This is a genomic window from Aeromonas sp. Y289-2 (assembly GCF_027705925.1).
GTDB lineage: Bacteria > Pseudomonadota > Gammaproteobacteria > Enterobacterales > Aeromonadaceae > Aeromonas > Aeromonas veronii.
The window spans coordinates 22,076-40,751 of sequence record NZ_JAPDCH010000018.1; the positions used below are offsets into that span (position 1 = coordinate 22,076).

At 60.2% G+C, this 18,676-nt stretch carries 18 protein-coding genes; 8 read left to right on the forward strand and 10 right to left on the reverse strand.

Translation table 11 applies throughout. The annotated features are described in order from the left end of the window. The first annotated feature begins 72 nt into the window (after positions 1-72). Complete coding sequence (locus OKC43_RS19470; RefSeq protein ID WP_005357289.1) at positions 73-822, forward strand: class I SAM-dependent methyltransferase; 750 nt, start codon at positions 73-75, stop codon at positions 820-822. Positions 823-893: 71 nt separating this feature from the next. On the opposite strand, the gene OKC43_RS19475 is transcribed toward OKC43_RS19470, so the two are convergent. From OKC43_RS19475 to rhlB, 3 genes are read right to left on the reverse strand one after another with little or no spacing between them, the layout of a single operon-like run. Further along, positions 894-1,148 carry a Rho-binding antiterminator gene (locus OKC43_RS19475; protein WP_167558439.1) on the reverse strand — a complete coding sequence of 85 codons (255 nt, stop codon included), beginning with the start codon at positions 1,146-1,148 and terminating at the stop codon, positions 894-896. A gap of 30 nt (positions 1,149-1,178) precedes the next feature. Further along, positions 1,179-2,669, reverse strand: coding sequence for a guanosine-5'-triphosphate,3'-diphosphate diphosphatase (gene gppA / locus OKC43_RS19480; RefSeq protein ID WP_113740666.1), 1,491 nt, complete (start codon positions 2,667-2,669; stop codon positions 1,179-1,181). Between the two features lie 11 nt (positions 2,670-2,680). After that, on the reverse strand, positions 2,681-3,970 hold the full coding sequence (gene rhlB / locus OKC43_RS19485) for an ATP-dependent RNA helicase RhlB (RefSeq protein WP_005339414.1): 1,290 nt from the start codon (positions 3,968-3,970) through the stop codon (positions 2,681-2,683). Between the two features lie 113 nt (positions 3,971-4,083). Between rhlB and trxA the strand changes: the two genes are divergently transcribed. From trxA to OKC43_RS19515, 6 genes are all read left to right on the forward strand, one after another. Continuing rightward, positions 4,084-4,410, forward strand: a complete 327-nt coding sequence (trxA, locus tag OKC43_RS19490; protein ID WP_005339416.1) for a thioredoxin TrxA — start codon at positions 4,084-4,086, stop codon at positions 4,408-4,410. 204 nt (positions 4,411-4,614) lie between these two features. Beyond that, entirely contained in the window at positions 4,615-5,880 is a 1,266-nt protein-coding gene (gene rho, locus OKC43_RS19495) for a transcription termination factor Rho (RefSeq protein ID WP_005339417.1), read from the forward strand. 108 nt (positions 5,881-5,988) lie between these two features. Then, positions 5,989-6,981 (forward strand): hypothetical protein, encoded by a 993-nt coding sequence (locus tag OKC43_RS19500; RefSeq protein ID WP_236272664.1) that lies wholly within the window; start codon positions 5,989-5,991, stop codon positions 6,979-6,981. A gap of 33 nt (positions 6,982-7,014) precedes the next feature. Continuing rightward, complete coding sequence (gene ubiD, locus OKC43_RS19505; protein WP_005339421.1) at positions 7,015-8,484, forward strand: 4-hydroxy-3-polyprenylbenzoate decarboxylase; 1,470 nt, start codon at positions 7,015-7,017, stop codon at positions 8,482-8,484. Between the two features lie 146 nt (positions 8,485-8,630). After that, the gene (gene fre, locus OKC43_RS19510; RefSeq protein WP_005339423.1) at positions 8,631-9,329 is read left to right on the forward strand and encodes an NAD(P)H-flavin reductase; all 699 of its coding nucleotides are present in this window, start codon (positions 8,631-8,633) and stop codon (positions 9,327-9,329) included. A gap of 219 nt (positions 9,330-9,548) precedes the next feature. Further along, positions 9,549-10,562, forward strand: coding sequence for a GGDEF domain-containing protein (locus tag OKC43_RS19515; RefSeq protein WP_005355901.1), 1,014 nt, complete (start codon positions 9,549-9,551; stop codon positions 10,560-10,562). Positions 10,563-10,616: 54 nt separating this feature from the next. Here OKC43_RS19515 and ubiK read toward each other — a convergent pair whose 3' ends face one another. Beyond that, positions 10,617-10,874 (reverse strand): ubiquinone biosynthesis accessory factor UbiK, encoded by a 258-nt coding sequence (gene ubiK, locus OKC43_RS19520; protein ID WP_005339429.1) that lies wholly within the window; start codon positions 10,872-10,874, stop codon positions 10,617-10,619. A 300-nt stretch (positions 10,875-11,174) separates the two neighbouring features. On the opposite strand from ubiK, the gene OKC43_RS19525 reads away from it, so the two are divergent. Next, positions 11,175-13,622, forward strand: a complete 2,448-nt coding sequence (locus tag OKC43_RS19525; protein ID WP_236272663.1) for a VolA/Pla-1 family phospholipase — start codon at positions 11,175-11,177, stop codon at positions 13,620-13,622. A gap of 66 nt (positions 13,623-13,688) precedes the next feature. Here OKC43_RS19525 and glpG read toward each other — a convergent pair whose 3' ends face one another. The 6 genes from glpG to livH all read right to left on the reverse strand — a co-directional run bounded on the left by glpG (position 13,689) and on the right by livH (position 18,641). Continuing rightward, positions 13,689-14,522: a rhomboid family intramembrane serine protease GlpG gene (glpG, locus tag OKC43_RS19530; protein WP_201954498.1), complete on the reverse strand. Its 834-nt coding sequence runs from the start codon at positions 14,520-14,522 to the stop codon at positions 13,689-13,691. Further along, positions 14,519-14,842 (reverse strand): thiosulfate sulfurtransferase GlpE, encoded by a 324-nt coding sequence (glpE, locus tag OKC43_RS19535; protein ID WP_005355913.1) that lies wholly within the window; start codon positions 14,840-14,842, stop codon positions 14,519-14,521. The genes glpG and glpE overlap by 4 nt, the downstream gene beginning before the upstream one ends. A 122-nt stretch (positions 14,843-14,964) precedes the next feature. Continuing rightward, on the reverse strand, positions 14,965-15,666 hold the full coding sequence (locus tag OKC43_RS19540) for an ABC transporter ATP-binding protein (RefSeq protein WP_042032756.1): 702 nt from the start codon (positions 15,664-15,666) through the stop codon (positions 14,965-14,967). 10 nt (positions 15,667-15,676) lie between these two features. Then, positions 15,677-16,450 (reverse strand): high-affinity branched-chain amino acid ABC transporter ATP-binding protein LivG, encoded by a 774-nt coding sequence (gene livG, locus OKC43_RS19545; protein ID WP_005357323.1) that lies wholly within the window; start codon positions 16,448-16,450, stop codon positions 15,677-15,679. Then, positions 16,447-17,715, reverse strand: a complete 1,269-nt coding sequence (locus OKC43_RS19550; RefSeq protein WP_043825923.1) for a high-affinity branched-chain amino acid ABC transporter permease LivM — start codon at positions 17,713-17,715, stop codon at positions 16,447-16,449. Before OKC43_RS19550 ends, livG begins: the two co-directional genes overlap by 4 nt. Further along, the gene (gene livH / locus OKC43_RS19555; RefSeq protein WP_005339439.1) at positions 17,715-18,641 is read right to left on the reverse strand and encodes a high-affinity branched-chain amino acid ABC transporter permease LivH; all 927 of its coding nucleotides are present in this window, start codon (positions 18,639-18,641) and stop codon (positions 17,715-17,717) included. Before livH ends, OKC43_RS19550 begins: the two co-directional genes overlap by 1 nt. Between the last annotated feature and the right edge of the window lie 35 nt (positions 18,642-18,676).

Sequence of the window (18,676 nt, forward strand, 5' to 3'; positions counted from 1 at the left end):
TTTCCTCCCTACAGCGACTTGAAGGGGCTGTGGTACACTCGGTTCACTGAACTTAGAACGCATCCAAAGACCATGCAAATCCTCCTCGAAGACCCCGCCAAGGCCGCGCAGGCAGACGCGCTGGCCAGCCAGCTTGCCCAGCTCGACCTTCCCCAGTTTGCCCTAGTGTTTACCCCGGAACGGTTGGAACTGCGCAAGCTGGATGAGCCCAAGCTGGGTGCTGTCTATGTGGACTTCGTGGAAGGGGCGGTGGCGCATCGCCGCAAGTTTGGCGGCGGTCGCGGTCAGTCCATCGCCAAGGCGGTGGGGCTCAAGGCCGGAGCCACTCCGACCGTGGTGGATGCTACCGCCGGGCTGGGGCGCGATGCCTTCGTGCTCGCCTCCCTCGGTTGCAAGGTGACCCTGATCGAACGCAGTCCCGTGGTGGCTGCTCTATTGCAGGACGGGTTGGCGCGGGCGGCACAGGATCCCGAGATTGGCCCCTGGGTCAGCGAGCGGATGCACCTGCTGCAAGGCCCGGCGGTGGACAACCTGCTGGCGCTGCCGGAGCGGCCCGAGGTGATCTACCTCGACCCCATGTTCCCGCACAAGCAGAAGTCGGCGCTGGTAAAAAAAGAGATGCGGGTGTTCCAGTCGCTGGTGGGGCCGGATCTCGATGCGGATGCCTTGTTGCCTGCCGCGCTCAAGATGGCTGATAAGCGGGTGGTGGTGAAGCGGCCGGATTACGCCGGCTGGCTCAACGAGCATAAACCCAGCATGGCCATCGAAACCAAGAGCAACCGCTTCGATGTCTATGTGATGGCGGCGCTGGCTGCGGGTTAAAAGCCGGTGCGAGTTGCGGATGCAAAAAAGGAGGGCCAACGTCATGTTGGCCCTCCTTTTTCATACTGGATTCAGTTGGTTGGCGCGAAGCGGATCAGCTTCTCTTCCCCTTGCCAGTTCAGGCGCAGGGTCGCCAGTTCCGCCAGACTGAGCCGCTCGCCACTGTGCAGCAGCAGATACTCGACCCCTTCGCTGGCTTCGATAGTGCGGATCTTGTCATCCCGCTGGCGACTATCGCGGCTGGTGAGGGTCACCGGCAGTTGCCAGCTGGCAGCAATTTCGAGCCAGTCGTAGAGATCGCAGCTGATGGGTTGATAATCCGGCATGATCGGCTCCAAAACAGGCAGGTTGCTGAGTCAGGCTTCCTGTACGCGGGTCGGCCAGCCCATCTTCTGCTGGCGTTCCACCTCGAGCCGCAGCTCGCTGGCGCGCAGGTAGTGTTCATCCATCCAGCCCTTGGGCAGGGTCAGGGTCAGTGACTCCTCTTCTGCCTGCAGGGTGAAGCTGGGCACTGTGCCCTGGGTGCGGCGCATGCAGAGGATCAGCGCGATGCGCAGGATACGGGCCAGGCGGATCGCCTGACGACCGGTGACGGCACCCTGTTTCTCCAGCGGTTCCAGCTTGAATTCGTCCCGCTGGTTGAACAGCAGGGCCGACAACAGCTTCTTTTGCGCAGGGGTAAAGCCCGGCATGTCGATGTTGTCGATGATGTAGGCGGCGTGTTGCGGCGCCTTCTTGTATTCGATACAGAGGCCGATCTCGTGCAGCAGGGCGGCATAACGCAAGATCGGGCGACCGTAGCGTTTGGAGAGTCGCCAGGCCGGTTGCAGCTGGTTGAACGCCTCGACGGCGGTATCGCGCACCCGTTCGGCGTGCTCTTTATCCAGCTGATAGCGGCTGATCAGGCTGTCGGCGGTGCGATCCCGGGCATCACAGTCGTGATTGTTGCCCAGCAGACCGTAGATCAGTCCTTCGCGCAGGGCGCCCCCCGCGAGGGTCATGCTCTCGATATCGAGGGTTTCGAAGATGGCGATCAGGATGGCGAGGCCGGAGGGGAACACGGTCAGCCGCTCGGCCGCCAGCCCTTCCAGTTGCAGCCGGTCGAGCTTGCCGCAGGCGATGGCCTGACCCATCAGCTCCTGCAACTTCGGCAGAGTGACCCGTTCGCTCTTCCCTTGCGCCAGCATGATCTCTTGCAGCGCCTGTACCGTGCCGGAGGCGCCGACGCAGGTGCGCCAGCCGAGGGCGCGGTAATCTTCCGCCACCTTCTCCAGCACCGCCTTGGCGGCAGCAATCGCCTGCTCGAAACGGGCTTCGGAGAGCTCGCCATCACCGAAGTGATTATTGAGCCAGGTGACGCAGCCCATGTGCAGGCTATTGAGCAGTTTTGCTTCGCTATGTTCGCCGATCACCAGTTCGGTACTGGCACCGCCGATGTCGATCACCAGCCGGTTGCCTTCCCCGGCAGAGGTCCAGGAGACCCCTTCATAGATGGTCTTGGCCTCTTCCTCGCCCGAGATGATCTCGATGCTGTGGTTGAGAACCCGTTCCGCTTCGCTGAGGAACTCATCGACGTTGGTGGCAAGCCGCAAGGTGGCGGTACCCACCACCCGGATGTTGTCGGCCGGAATGTCCTGCAACTGTTCGGAGAAGAGACGCAAACAGTCCCAGCCCCGCTCCATGGCGGCACGGCTGAGACGAAATTCCGGATCGAGCCCGGCTGCGAGGCGAACCTTGCGCTTGACCTTGGCGACGGTGCGCAGGGCACCGGCGACTTCGCGCACCACCAGCATATGAAAGCTGTTGGAGCCGAGGTCGATAGCGGCATAGAGAGGCGAGTTGTGCAACGGGCCTGTCCTTAGCTCTTGCGCGGCGGACGACGACGGTTGTTGCTGTTGCCACCGCCCTGGCGATCCCGCATGTTGCGGTTCACCGGCTGACGGTTGCGGAACACCCGTTTCGGCGGGGTCACGTCATCCAGCAGCGCTTCACGGTCGTACTTGCTGACCGGAATGGCGTGGTGGATGTACTCCTCGATGGCCGGCAGGTTGAAGGCATAGTCTTCACAGGCCAGGCTGATGGAGTGACCGCTCTTGCCGGCACGACCGGTACGACCGATACGGTGTACATAGTCTTCGGCGTCGTCGGGCAGGTCATAGTTGAAAACGTGGGTCACGTCAGGGATGTGCAGACCACGGGCGGCCACGTCGGTGGCGACCAGAATATCGAGCGCACCCTTGGTGAAATCCTCGAGGATCTTCATCCGCTTCTTCTGTGGCACATCACCGGTCAGCAGACCGACGCGGTGGCCGTCGTTTTCCAGCCAGGCATGGACGTCTTCACAGACATGCTTGGTGTTGGCGAAGACGATCGCTTTTTCCGGCCACTCCTCTTCCATCAGGGAGAGCAGCAGCAACATCTTGTCTTCATTGGAGGGGTAGAACAGCTCCTCCTTGATCCGCACGCCGGTCATCTGCTCCGGCTCTACCTGCACATGTTCCGGGTGGTTCATGTGTTCGTAGGCCAGCTCCTGCACACGTAGGGAGAGGGTGGCGGAGAACAGCATGCTCAGACGCTCGGTCGCGGGCGGCATGCGGCGGAACAGGAAGCGGATGTCCTTGATGAAGCCCAGATCGAACATGCGATCCGCTTCGTCCAGTACCACGACCTGAATGTTGCTCAGATCGATCACCTTGGACTTGAAGTAGTCGATGATGCGGCCAGTGGTGCCGATCAGGATGTCGACGCCCTGCTCCAGCACGGCCAGCTGCTTGTCGTAACCTTCGCCACCGTAGGCGAGGCCGAGTTTCAGGCCGGTAGAAGCGGCGATGCTGTCGGCATCGTTATAGATCTGTACTGCCAGTTCCCGGGTGGGTGCCATGATGATGGCTCTGGGTTGGTTAACCAGACGGGGCTTGGTCAGCGGGTGAGTCAGCAAATAGTTGAATGTCGCGGCCAGGAAGGCAATGGTCTTGCCGGTTCCTGTCTGGGCCTGACCGGCGAGGTCATGACCTTCTACCAGCAGTGGCAGAGACAGTGCCTGGATGGGCGTGCAATAGTGAAATCCCTTTGATTCCAGACCAGCCAGAACTTCGGGTTCGAGGCCCATTTGGGCGAATTTGTCGGTCGTTAAGTGTGTTTTGCTCATGGCGGTAGGTTATCAGGTTAGGCTTGCAATAATAAACAGGATCATTTCAAATAGGGCAACTATTGCCTTTGTTGATATGTCAATAAAGCCTTAATTACTGACTGGAGTTGGAGATGAGTGACAAGATTGTTCAGCTGAGCGATGCCAGCTTCGAGGCAGATGTAATCAAAGCCGATGGCGCCGTTCTGGTCGACTTCTGGGCCGAGTGGTGTGGTCCGTGCAAGATGATTGCCCCGATCCTGGAAGAAGTTGCCCAAGAGTACGAAGGTCGCGTGACCGTAGCCAAACTGAACATCGACCATAACTCTGATACTCCGCCCAAGTACGGCATTCGTGGTATCCCGACCCTCTTGCTGTTCAAGAATGGCGAAGTGGCAGCGACCAAGGTCGGTGCACTGTCCAAGACTCAGCTGAAAGAGTTCCTGGACGGCAACCTGTAATAATTAAAGAGGAGCGCATTGCAATAATGCGCTCCTTGTGTTTTATCACCTAGACGCTCATCCCGATTGGTGCTAGTTTATCGCTCGTTTGCTAACCTTTTTGCCTGACTCTTTGCTAACCACAGCCTGGCAATCAAATCCGATCAGCATCAATCCAGCAGACTGTCTCCTCATTTCAATCCTTGCTTACAGACTTTCACCACTATGAATCTGACTGAATTAAAGAACACTCCTGTGTCCGAGCTGGTCAAGCTTGGCGAATCCATGGGGTTGGAAAATCTGGCTCGGGCGCACAAGAAAGATATTATTTTTGCAATCCTCAAGGCGCACGCCAAGGGTGGTGAAGATATCTTTGGCGACGGTGTGCTGGAAATCCTGACCGATGGTTTCGGCTTCCTGCGCAGTGCAGACGGCTCCTATCTGGCAGGCCCTGACGATATCTACGTCTCCCCGAGCCAGATCCGCCGCTTTAACCTGCGTACCGGCGATACCATCTCCGGCAAGATCCGGCCACCGAAAGAGGGCGAACGCTACTTCGCACTGCTCAAGGTCAATGAGGTCAACTACGACCGTCCGGAAAACTCCCGCAACAAGATCCTGTTTGAAAACCTTACCCCCCTGCATGCCAACGAACGTCTGCGTATGGAACGGGGTAATGGCTCTACCGAAGATATCACCGCCCGTGTACTGGACCTGGCTTCCCCCATCGGTAAAGGCCAGCGTGGCCTGATCGTGGCGCCGCCCAAGGCCGGTAAGACCATGCTGCTGCAGAACATCGCCCAGAGCATCGCTTACAACCACCCGGACTGTGAACTGATCGTTCTGCTGATCGACGAGCGTCCGGAAGAAGTAACCGAGATGCAGCGGATGGTGAAAGGTGAAGTGATCGCTTCCACCTTTGACGAACCTGCTTCCCGTCACGTTCAGGTTGCCGAAATGGTGATCGAGAAGGCCAAGCGTCTGGTCGAGCACAAGAAAGATGTGGTGATCCTGCTGGACTCCATTACCCGTCTGGCCCGTGCCTACAACACCGTTATCCCGTCATCCGGCAAGGTACTGACCGGTGGTGTGGATGCCAACGCCCTGCACCGTCCCAAGCGCTTCTTCGGCGCCGCGCGTAATGTTGAAGAGGGCGGCAGCCTGACCATCATCGCCACCGCGCTGATCGATACCGGTTCCAAAATGGACGAGGTTATCTACGAAGAGTTCAAGGGTACCGGCAACATGGAATTGCACCTCTCGCGCAAGATTGCCGAGAAGCGTGTCTACCCGGCCATCGACATCACTCGCTCAGGCACCCGTAAGGAAGAGCTGCTCACCTCCGGTGACGAGCTGCAGAAAATGTGGATCCTGCGCAAGATTGTCCACCCGATGGGCGAGATCGACGGTATCGAGTTCCTCATCGACAAGCTGGCGATGACCAAGACCAACGACGAGTTCTTCGACGCCATGCGGCGCCAGCAGAAGTAAGTCCGGTCAGAAAATGACGAAACCGCGGCCCTGGTCGCGGTTTTTGTTTATCTGTTTTCCGGTCGCCCTAGTAGTATGAGATCCCGATGTCACATGGATGGAGACGTCATGAAGCCTGTTTTCTGGTTATTGCTGGGGTTGCTGAGTGCAATGCCAGTCTATGCGCAGAGTGCTCCGGTCGCGGTGACAGCCGAGACGTTGCAGACTCACCAGCTCTATCTGGCGGGCCGTCTGCAGGAGGGGCAATTTGCCGCCATTGACTCTCTGCTGGCGACCCTGAGTCGCGAGCGGCGGGAGTTCCTGCTGTTGCAGCTGCTGCGGGATATTCCCGCGACCACCCCTGCATCCCCTGCGTTGCAACAGTGGGTCGAGGCTCAGGCCGACAAGGCCCCCGAGTGGCTCATGGAGCAGCAGGTCGACGGTTTTCTGGTGCAGCAACCTGTCTATGATTTTGCCGCGCAGGCCCGTCAGTTGCTGGGGGAGTGGCAGCTGCAATCATTGATGCAGCGCTATCGGCAGCAGCTTGCCCAGGGCAGCTTCCAGCTAAAGTCCATCTACTACAGCAGTAACCCCGATCTCGCCATGCAGCAGCAAGCCCTGTTGCTGGCTCTCGACACCTTGCCGCAACCGATCTGGATGCGGGAGGCGCAAGCGCTGGCCAGCCAGAATATCTATCTGCCCGACAATCATCTGTTGTTCCATCTGTTGCAGCGCACTGGCGAACCGGCGCTCTATAGCATGCTGTGGCGGCGGCCGGCAGATCAGGATGCGCTGCGCGCACTCTCCACCATCAATCGCTTTCATCACGGCAGTGCTGCCAGCGATCTGCTGATTGCCGCCAGTGGCAATGAGGGATTGAAGGGAGCCGCCCTGCGGCAGCTGAGCGCGCTCTCCCCCTTGCCGCCGCAAGCCCAGAAATACCTGCTGGCGGAACTCTCCAACCGTCAATACGGGGCGCTGGTGGCCGGTCTGTTGATGGAGGTGGACGAGCCCCAGCTGCTCTCTGCACTGGCCAGACGCCTCGGCCAGCGTGACATGCCACCCATTGCACCGAGTCTTCTGCCCGATTCGGGTACACCCGATGGGCAGCCAGGGTTATAATGCGTGACCTCCTGAACCCGGTTGGGAACTTGCATGAAATACAAGGATTTGCGTGATTTCATCGCGCAGCTGGAACAAAACGGACAACTCAAGCGCATTACCCGCGAGATAGATCCCTATCTGGAGATGACCGAGATCAGCGACCGCACCCTGCGTGCGGGTGGCCCGGCTCTGCTGTTCGAAAATCCCAAAGGCTACACCATGCCGGTGCTGACCAACCTGTTCGGTACACCTGATCGGGTTGCCATGGGCATGGGCCAGCCCGATGTGGGCGCCCTGCGTCAGGTCGGGGTCTGGCTCTCCTATCTCAAGGAGCCCGAGCCGCCCAAGGGATTCAAGGAGCTGATGGAGAAGCTGCCGATCTTCAAGCAGGTGCTCAACATGCCGACCAAACGCCTCTCTTCTGCCCCCTGCCAGCAGGTGGTGCAGGAGGGAGATGCGGTCGATCTCGACCAGATCCCGATCCAGCACTGCTGGCCCGGCGATGTGGCACCGCTGGTCACCTGGGGCCTCACCATCACCCGTGGCCCCTACAAGAAGCGCCAGAACCTCGGCATCTATCGCCAGCAGAAGATCGCCAAAAACAAGCTGATCATGCGCTGGCTGGATCATCGTGGCGGTGCCATCGATTTTCGCGAGTGGCAGGAGGCCCACCCGGGCGAGCGATTCCCGGTGGTGGTGGCGCTCGGTGCCGATCCCGCGACCATTCTCGGCGCGGTGACGCCGGTGCCGGATACTCTCTCCGAATATGCCTTTGCCGGTCTGCTGCGCGGCAGCCGTACCGAAGTGATCAAGGCCATCAGCTGCGATTTGGAGGTGCCCGCCAGCGCCGAGATCGTGCTGGAAGGCTATCTTGAGCCGGGTGAGATGGCGCCGGAAGGTCCTTATGGCGACCACACCGGCTACTACAACGAGGTGGACGAGTTCCCGGTCTTCACCATCACCCACATCACCAAGCGGCGCGATGCCATCTATCACAGCACCTACACTGGCCGTCCGCCCGATGAACCGGCGGTGCTGGGTCTGGCGCTGAACGAGGTGTTCGTGCCGCTGCTGCAGAAGCAGTTCCCCGAGATTGTGGACTTCTATCTACCGCCGGAGGGGTGCTCCTACCGGATGGCGGTGGTGACCATCAAGAAACGCTACCCGGGCCACGCCAAGCGGGTGATGCTTGGGGTCTGGTCCTTCCTGCGCCAGTTCATGTACACCAAGTTCGTGGTGGTGTGTGACGATGACGTCAACGCCCGCGACTGGAAGGATGTGATCTGGGCCATCACCACCCGGATGGATCCGGCACGGGACACCACCTTGATCGAGCACACCCCGATCGACTATCTGGACTTCGCCTCGCCGGTCTCCGGACTCGGCTCTAAGATGGGGCTGGATGCTACCAACAAGTGGCCGGGCGAGACCAATCGGGAGTGGGGTCAGCCCATAGTGCAGGATGAGGCGGTAAAGCAGAAGGTCGATGCCATCTGGGATGAGCTCAATATCCTCGGATGAGGCAAACATGACAGCTTTGCTGCAAAAAGTGATGCGATCCGCACTGATTTGAGTATTCTCGACTGACGGGGCCAGGGCTGCTGGTCGTCACTCCATAGTGAAACAATGAGCGAAGCGGGCCGAGCGAGCCCGCCACAAGGACAAGAATGCAACGTATCAAATGCCGCGTAGAGGAACTGCGCGAATATGTCGACACCATCTGGCATGTGGCCCTGACGCCGCAGCAAGCGATCAGCTTCAAGCCGGGCCAGTATCTGCTGGTGGTGATGAGCGATTCGGACAAGCGCCCCTTCTCCATCGCCAACTCGCCGACCCGCCCGGGCGTGCTGGAGCTGCAAATCGGTGCTACTCCCGAGAACGCCTACGCCGGTCAGGTGCTGGCCCGCATGCGCGAGCAGGGGGAGATCGAGGTCGAATTGCCGGCTGGCAAGGCGTTCCTGCGCGATGAATCCCCCCGTCCGCTGATCCTGATGGCGGGCGGCACCGGCTTCTCTTACGCCCGCTCCATTCTGGAGTACCTGATCGACACGGGCAGCAAGCGTCCGGTGTTCTTCTACTGGGGTGTGCGTCAGGCTCACTGGCTCTATGAGCTGGAGCAGATGCAGCAGTGGGAGCGTGACTATGCGCCGCTCACCTTTATCCCGGTGGTGCAGGAGCCTGAGGCTGACTGGACCGGCAAGAGCGGGCTGGTGCACAAGGCGATCATGGATGATTTCGTCAGTCTCCACGACTACGACATCTATGTCGCCGGCCGTTTCGAGATGGCGGGTGCCGCGCGGGAGGAGTTCAAGATCCTTGGCGCCGAGCCGGAGCGCATCTTTGGTGATGCCTACGAATTTATCTGACGGGATCCCCGCTTGGATGACGCAGCCCCCGGTTTTGCCGGGGGCTTTTGTTTTTGTGGCTGCCGCAGTACCTGATCGTACCGAATGGTTGGATTATCACGGCGTTATCCCATTATTTTTCAATATTTTGGCTATGAATGGCTACTAATCGAGCCTAGCTGATGGCATCTTTGTGAGGGATTGACAAGATCATCCATAGAGCAAGCACAAGGAGGCGCAGTGTTGAGTGAAGAGGGCAGGGCATCTGCGGAGGATGACAGGGGAGAGACCGGCTCTGTCGAGCGGGTCGCAACGCTGATCCCGTCCCCTCATGGCGGTGAAATGGCTCGTTTGCAGGCAGAGATCGCCGCTTTGCAGCATGAAAACGGCCTGTTGCAGGAGAAGCTCAATGCCGCCCTCGATGGCACCGGCATCTGTCTCTGGCAGGGCACTATTCCCACCGGCGAGCTGCGCGTCTTCAATCTGCAGAACTTTCAGGCCGGTGACATGGCCCCTCATTTCGATCAGTGGAGCGCCAAGCTCCATCCCGACGATCGCGCCCATGCCATGGGCAGCTACTTTGCCCACCTTGAGGGCAAAACCCCCTTCTATGAAGCCGAATACCGCACCATCAATCCGCAAGGCGAGGTCACCTGGCTGTGGGATAGGGGACGGGTCGTCGATCGGGATGGCGATGGCAAGCCGCTGCGGATCATGGGCTCCCATATCGATATCACCCAGCGCAAGGCTTATGAGCAGCGACTGGCGGAGCGTGCCAACAGCGACGCGCTGACCGGTTTGCTCAACCGGCAGGGGTTTGGCAAGGCGTTTGCCCAGCTGCAGCCGCAAGGAGCGGGGGCGCTGCTCTTTATCGATCTGGATGATTTCAAGGGGATCAACGACCAGCTGGGCCACGCCTGCGGCGATCTGGTGTTGCAGCAGATGGCGGATTGGCTGCGCCTCATTATGCCGGGCTCGGCGCTATGTGGCCGTTACGGCGGCGACGAGTTTGTGGTGCATCTGCACCGGGATGTGTCGAGCCATGGCCTGGCGCAACTGGCTGACGCCCTGATCAGCCGGATGCACGGCTATGTGCCCAAACCCGGTTGCCCGCAACGGGTGGGGCTGAGTATCGGCATCGCCCTGTGGGAGGAGGAGCCATTGAGCTTCCGGCAGGCATTGGAGGTGGCCGACCGTGCCATGTATGAGGCCAAGGCACGCGGCAAGCGGGCCTGGTATCTGCTTCAGGTGTGATGTTTTTTACAGGTTCAATACAAAGCAAAAACCCCAGCCGAGCTGGGGTTTTCGTTATTCGCCTTTGGCGCCGAGCTGCTGCTCTAGCTGAGCCAGCTTGCTTTCGAGGGCGGCCAGTTTTTCACGGGTACGCAGCAGCACCTTGGTCTGCACGTCGAACTCTTCGCGGCTGACCAGGTCCAGCTTGCCCAGCTGGGCTTGCAGTACCTGACGCATCTTCTTCTCGGCCTCTTCACCCATGCTGCGAATGCCGGGCGGCAGGGAGTTGTGCACCTGCTTGGCGATCTCTTCCAGTTTCTTCGGGTCGATCATGATGTCCTCCTTAAGCGTTGGCGGACATTCTACCGACAATTCCCTCACTTTGCCGAGATCGCGGCGGCTTTTTAGTCGTGATGGTGCCCGCTGGCTGGTCGGGTCTGGTGATGGGGCCACAACTGCTACCCTTGCGCCCCTTTGTTAACCTGAAACCATGACATGCACCACAAAGCTGAGCCAGAACTGTCCGGCATGAGTCTTATTTTGTGTTGGTTTTATGTTAACGTTTTGCAGTCGAGGTCGTGATGACCCCGTTGGCTTGTGATGGATAACAACCTTATAAAAAGAGAATAAAAAATGAAGAAGAAGCTAATTTATGCAGCTGTTGTCAGCGCCCTGCTGGCCGGATGTGGTGGAGATGACAACAAGGGAGACACCACCAGCTCCCTCGACTACGTCCTGAGTGGCGCCAACGGGGTGCGCCCGAGCGTGCTGGCCCCCCGTGCTAGCGATGGTACCCTGAAGTTTTCGACAGAAACGGCTGATTTGTCGAACCCGGTATCTGCCCTCTCCACCCTGGATGGCTGGTCAACCACCCAACCTGTCCAGCTGGTACCGGCGACCGTGACCGGTGTCTCTGTGCCGGCACCGGCGGCCAGCGAGTATGCTTCTGCCGTTGCGCCCCTCTACCTGCTCGAGCTCACGCTGGATCCGGTCACTCTGCAACCCAACGGAGTCAAGGGCGGCAAGCCACTGGTTTATGGGACCGACTTTGTGGTCACTGGCGGGGACGGCAAGCTCAATCTGGTTCCGCTCAAGCCGCTCAATCCCTCTTCTTACTACATGATCGTGGCGACCGATGCCCTCAAGGACAGTCGTGGCACACCGCTCAAGGCGGGCGGCGATTACAGCAGCTTCAAATCGACAGCTGGCGCAACCACCCAGGAGCAGACCATTAACGGCCTGATCTCGCTGCAGGAAGGTCTGTTCAAGGCGGCCACCGGGATCACCAGCGATCGGGTGATCTTCTCCGACTGGTTTGCCACCCAATCTGGTGCCGATGTGCTGCTGGCGGTGAAGAGTGCCGCCGCTTCCGTGCTGAAGAGCCCGAGCCTGGACGCCGCGGCGCTGTGGAAACAGGATGCCAAGGGCAACACCAGCCTGCCAGCAACCTATACCATCAATGGTCTTAATGGCGGGGTGGATTTTCTGACCCAGCTGGCGAATGAGCCATTTTTGCCGCAGAAAGATCGTGATGCGATTGCTGCCGCTGTGGCGGCTAATACCACCCTAAACGGAGTTGCAGCGGTGACCAAGGTGTATACCGGTACCGTCAAGCTCCCTTACTTCCTCTCTACTCCAGCGATAGCCGGCTCCTGGGACAAGGCCAAGACCCAATCCTGGCACGGCGTCATTCCCAGCCTCTATGCCATCGCCAACGCGCTGAAAGCGGGCGATACCGAGGTGATCGGTGGACTGGTCGGAGCGGGCGTGGACCCAGCATTGCTGGGTGAGCTGATCGCCGACCCGAGCCGTCAGAGTGAACTGCTGACCGAGGCGAGCAAGCTGATCGGGGTGACCCTCACCTCCGGTGGCAAGCCGCTGGATGCCGAGCGCAATATCGGTCGTTTCAACCCGTTGCCGACTCTGACCGAAGTACAATCGGTACCGCTGCGGATCTTTGCACCGACGATCAACTTGAGCACTGTCACTGATGTGATCATCTATCAGCACGGGGTCACCTCCATCAAGGAGAACGCCTATGCGCTGGCGCTGAGCCAGATTGGTGCTGGTCTGCAAGTCACACCAACAGCCAAAAATGTCGCTGTGGTGGTGATCGATCATCCGCTGCACGGCGAGCGTGGTTATGCCCTGAGCAACAGCATGGCGACGGTGACCACATCGGAGAACCCGCTCCCCTATCTGAACCTCAACTATCTGACGGTGGCGCGGGACAATCTGAAACAGAGCGTGGCCGATCTGCTGGGACTGCGACTGGCTGTCGGTCTGGCCAACACCCAGGGATTGGGTGGCCAATTGGGTGGTGCCGGTCTGAAAGTTCACTTCCTCGGTCACTCACTCGGTGCCATTACCGGGGCCAATCTGCTGGCTGTCGCCAACCAGACCACCGGCAGTGCTCAGGCTGATGCCCTGTTCAAGTTCGATACCGGTGGTCTGGCTATGCCGGGTGGCGGCATCGCGCCGTTGTTGCTCAACTCGCCGAGCTTCGGGCCGACCATCAAGATGAGCGTGCTTACCTCGGGCAGTCCGGCGCTGAAAGCGGGCTTTACCGCCTATGCACCGAATTGCAAAACGGCTGCCGCCACTTGCTTCGTCAACGAGTACCTGCCCAGTCTGGATGCGGCCACGCAGGCGGGTGCGGCGAGCACCTTGCAGAGCTATACCTTTGCCGCCCAGTCAGTGCTGGACTCTGCCGACCCGATCAATCTGGGCAGTGGCGTCGCCAAGAGCTTCCCGCTGTTCGCCACCGAAATTGTGGGTGATGGCGCCCTCAATCTGCCGGATCAGGTGATCCCCAACAGCATCGCCTCTGCGCCGCTGGGTGGCACCGAGCCGCTGTTCCGGGTGTTGGGTTTGCAAGAGCTGAAAGGGTCCGGCGTGCTCCCGGCGGGTCACCATGCTGCGCGCTTCCTGAAAGGGGGCCATAGCTCGCTGCTGGCTCCTGACGAGAACTTCGATCAGGTTGGCGCGGTCACCACCGAGATCCAGACCCAGTTCGCCAGCTTCTTTATGAGTGGCGGTGCGGCGGTCAAGGTAACCGATGACACCCTGATCAAGCAGTAACTGCCTATCGCGTAAAAAAACGCCGCCCTTCGGGGCGGCGTTCTCGTTTCTGCGGCTGCTGAAAAATCAGCCCGGCTGGTGGTTGCGATCCAGCCAGCCTTGCAGCAGGCCGACCAGCAGACCGGTCAGGTGGGCGATGTTGGCGGTGCTGGTGCCGAGCATGTCGAAGAAGCCGAGCACCATCCAGAACAGCATAAAGCCCATCAGCGCCGGCGGCAGAGTCAGGCCGCAGGCCGGTTGCAGCTTGCTGCGCAGCCAGCAGTAGCCGAGCAGGGCATAGACCACGCCGGAGAGGCCGCCAAACAGCGGGCCGCTGGCGAAGAACTCGGCGATATTGGGCAGGGCGGCGCCCACCAGCAGCAGGATCAGCAGCTTGCCGCTGCCGAGGCGCTGCTCGATCTGGCCCCCCAGATACCACCACCAGAGCAGATTGAACACCAGATGGAGCACTGAGAAGTGGATCAGGGCGGGGGTGAAATAGCGCCACGCCTGCCAGTCGGTGAACTGGGCCAGCGTCGGGTGGAATGCCAGTTGATCAAAAATGGGCAGGCCGATGGCCTCGATCCCGTAGATGGCGAGACAGGCGATGATCACCACCAGCGTTAGTGGCCCCGCCTGATGGAGGAAGTCGGTGATGGGATCCGTCATCCCCTTGCTGTAGTCGATGCGGGCATCTGCGCTACCTGATTGCCAGGAGGCCTCCATGTAGCGTGGGTGGCCCGGCTCGGCCAGAAAGCGCTTCACCTCCAGCTGGGCCTGGGCGAGGCGTAGCTCGTCCGCCAGCCAGATGGTGACCCCCAGCTCGGACTGGGTCAGCTCGCAGGAGATCCCCAGCGTCGCCAGATAGTCCACCAGCGCCTGCGCCATGCGGGCGTTGTCGAGCACCAGCAGCTGGATCATGCCTCGCCTGCCTCGATGGGAAACTCCCGGCGCCACGCCTCGAAGCCGCCATCCAGACTGTAGACCTCGTCATAACCCTGTTGCAGCAGGTATTGGGCCGCCCCCTGACTGCTGTTGCCGTGATAGCACATCACGATGACCGGGGTATCGAAATCCACTTCATTCATAAAGCGCACCAGGGTGCCGTTGGTGAGGTGGAAGGCGCCGACCGCGTGGGCCGCTTCAAAGGATTGCGGGTCGCGAATATCCACCAGACGGGCTTCACCCGCGCTCAGTTTCTGGTGGGCATCATGGGCATTGATATGGGCAAACTGGTCCATCGGGATGTCCTGCGAATAGGTTGATTACGGGCCAGTGTACCGCAAGCTTGGGCGCAAACTAACCCCACAAAAGATAAGGGAGCCAGCGGCTCCCTTGTTGATATGGCATGCGGGTCAGTGGGTTAACCGCCCAGATAGGCCTGCCGCACTGCCGGGTTGGCCAGCAGGGCGGCGCCCGTGTCTTGCAGCACCACGTGGCCGTTCTCCAGCACATAGCCGCGGTCGGCCAGCTTGAGCGCCTGGTTGGCGTTCTGCTCCACCAGAAAGATGGTCATCCCCTTCTGCCGCAACTGCTCAATGGTGTCGAAGATCTGCTGGATGACGATGGGGGCCAGCCCCAGCGAGGGTTCATCCAGCAGCAGCAGGCGCGGTTTGCTCATCAGGGCACGGCCGATGGCCAGCATCTGCTGCTCGCCGCCGGACATGGTGCCTGCCCGTTGTTCCAGCCGTTCGTGCAGGCGCGGGAACAGGGTGAACACCTGATCCAGCAGGCCATGCTGCTCGGCCTTGTCGACGAAGAAGGCGCCCATCAGCAGGTTCTCCTCCACCGTCAGGCGGGCGAAGATGCGACGCCCCTCCGGCACCACGGCGATATCCTTGCGCATGATGCGGGCGGTGGAGAGGGAGCTGATCTGTTCCCCCTCAAACCAGATGGAGCCGCTGCTGGGCTTGGGTTCGCCGCAGAGGGTCATCAGCAGGGTGGTTTTGCCAGCGCCGTTGGCACCGATCAGGGTGACGATTTCCCCCTCTTTCACCTCGACGCTGACATCGTGCAGTGCCTGAATTTTGCCGTAGTGGGTCGATACGTTGCGAAGTTCTAACATCTTTTTGTCCTTACGACTCGCCCAGATAGGCCTTGATCACTGCCGGGTTGTTACGGATCTCATCCGGCTTGCCATGGGCCAGCGGGGTGCCCTGGCTGACCACGAAGATGCGGTTGGAGATGCCCATCACCAGCTTCATATCGTGCTCGATCAGCAGCACCGAGACCCCGAATTCGTCCCGCAGGCTCATGATGAGCTCATCCAGCTCGTCGGTCTCCTTCGGGTTGAGGCCGGCAGCCGGTTCGTCCAGCATCAGCAGCTCGGGACGGGTCGCCATGCAGCGGGCGATCTCGAGTCGGCGCTGCTGACCGTAGGCCAGGTTGCCGGCGGCGCGGTTGGCGAGATCCTTGAGGCCCACTTTATCCAGCCAGAAGGCGGCCCGCTCCAGCCCCTCCTGCTCCGCCCGGCGGAAGGCCGGGGTCTTGAACAGGCCGGCGATAAAGCTGGTGTTGAGGTGCTGGTGCTGGGCAACCAGCAGGTTCTCCACCGCCGTCATCTCCTTGAACAGCCGCACGTGCTGGAAGGTACGCACAATCCCCTTGCGGGCGATGAGGTGGCCGGGCAGCCCCTGGATCTCCTCACCTTTGTAGCGGATGGTGCCGCCGCTCGGGCTGTAGAAGCCGGTCAGGCAGTTGAAGATGGTGGTCTTGCCCGCACCGTTGGGGCCGATGATGGAGATCACCTCGCCCTTGTCGATATCCAGCTTGACCCCGTTGACGGCCAGCAGGCCCCCGAAGCGCATCGACAAATCAGAGACTTCCATTAACTTCTGATGTGTACTCATTTCTTCAACTCCAGATGCGGACGGGTCATCGGCAGCAATCCCTGTGGCCGCCAGATCATCATGAACACCATCAAGAGGCCGAACATCAGCATGCGGTACTCGTTGAATTCGCGGGCCAGCTCCGGCAGCACCGTCATCACGATGGCAGCCAGCACCACCCCGATCTGGGAGCCCATGCCACCCAGCACCACAATCGCCAGCACTATGGCCGACTCGATAAAGACGAAGGATTCCGGGCTGATAAAGCCCTGCCGCGAGGCAAAGAAGCTGCCTGCGAAACCGGCAAAGGTGGCGCCTATGGTGAAGGCGGTCAGCTTGATGATGGTGGGGTTGAGCCCCAGCGATTTGCAGGCGATCTCGTCTTCCCGCAGCGCTTCCCAGGCGCGGCCCAGTGGCATCCGCAGCAGGCGGTTGATGACGAACAGGGTCACCACCACCAGCACCAGCGCCATCAGGTATAGGAAGATCACCTTGTGGTTGGCGTTGTAGGTAATGCCGAAGAAGTTGTGGAAGGTATCAAAGCCCCCATCCTTGACGGTGCGGTTGAACTCCAGACCCCCCAGCGTCGGCTTGGGAATGCCGGATATGCCGTTCGGGCCGCCGGTCAGGGTGGTCATGTTGTTGAGCAGGATGCGGATGATCTCGCCAAAACCCAGAGTGACGATGGCCAGATAGTCCCCCCGCAGCCGCAATACCGGGAACCCGAGCAGGAAGCCGAAGGTAGCGGCCATCAGCCCGGCGATGGGCAGGCACTCCCAGAAGCTCAGTCCGAAGTAGGTGTTGAGCAGGGCATAGCTGTAGGCGCCGACCGCATAGAAGCCGACATAGCCGAGATCGAGCAGACCGGCGAGGCCGACCACCACGTTCAGCCCCAGCCCCAGCATGATGTAAATCAGGGTGAGGGTGGCGAGATCGATGGCGCCGCGAGAGGCCATAAAGGGCCAGCTCACCGCAAACAGCAGCACCAGCACGGCGGTGAGGTTATAGAGCTTGGGCGCCTCTTCCGGGCTCGGCAGCACCAGCTTGGTGAAGCCGACCGAGAAGCCGCTGATGGAGGCCTGAAACAGCTTGGCGATCTGGCCGCGCAGCATCTGGAACCAGAAAACAATGGTGGCTCCCCCCAGTAGCCAGGCCAGCGACACATCGAGGCGGCTCACTACCTGCAGGCTGGAGCCATCGGTCTCCAGCTTGAAGCCGAGCAGCCAGAAAGAGAGCACCAGCAACACCAGGCTGGCGATACAGGCGTGGATAAATTGATGTTTCATCACACTTTCTCCACTTCCGGACGACCCAGGATGCCGGTCGGCATAAAGAGCAGCACAAAAATGAGCAGGGCAAACGCCATCACATCCTTGTACTCGGTGCTGAGATAACCGGCGGTGAGGGCTTCAACCACACCGAGCAGCAGGCCGCCCAGTACGGCGCCCGGAATGCTGCCGATACCGCCCAATACAGCGGCAGTGAAGGCCTTCAGACCGGCCATAAAGCCGAGGTAGGGGTTGATGACGCCGTAATACATGCCGAGTAGCACCCCGGCGACGGCGGCCAGCGCAGCCCCCAGTACGAAGGTGATGGAGATGACTACATGGGTGTCTATCCCTAACAGGTTGGCCATCTTGATATCTTCCGAACAGGCGCGGCAGGCGCGGCCCATGCGGGAGCGGCCGATGAACTGGGTCAGCGCCAGCATGGTGATGAAAGTCACCACGAAAATGATCAGCTGCATATAGGAGAGGCTGGCCTGAAAACCATCCTCCCCCCCCAGGGTCCAGCCACCGGAGATCAGGCTGGGCATGGCGATATCCCGCGAGCCCTGCGCCATCCGCATCATGTTCTGCAGGAAGATCGACATGCCGATGGCGGAGATAAGGGGGATCAGCCGGTTGCCACCGCGCAGTGGCCGGTAGGCGACCCGCTCGATGCTCCAGCCGTAGGTGCCGGTGATGATGATACTGACCAGGAAGGCGCCTCCCAGCAGTAGAAAGGTGCTGTCGATGCCCATCATCATGAGCCCCGCCATCACCATAAAAGCGACATAGGAGCCGATCATGTACACCTCGCCGTGGGCGAAGTTGATCATGCCGATGATGCCATAGACCATGGTGTAGCCAATGGCGATCAACGCATAGGTGCTGCCTATGGTTAATCCGTTCAGCAGTTGCTGAACCAGATAGAGGAGGTGTTCGGACATACTGCGTTCCCTGTACTTGCCCGCAAAGAGAGGAG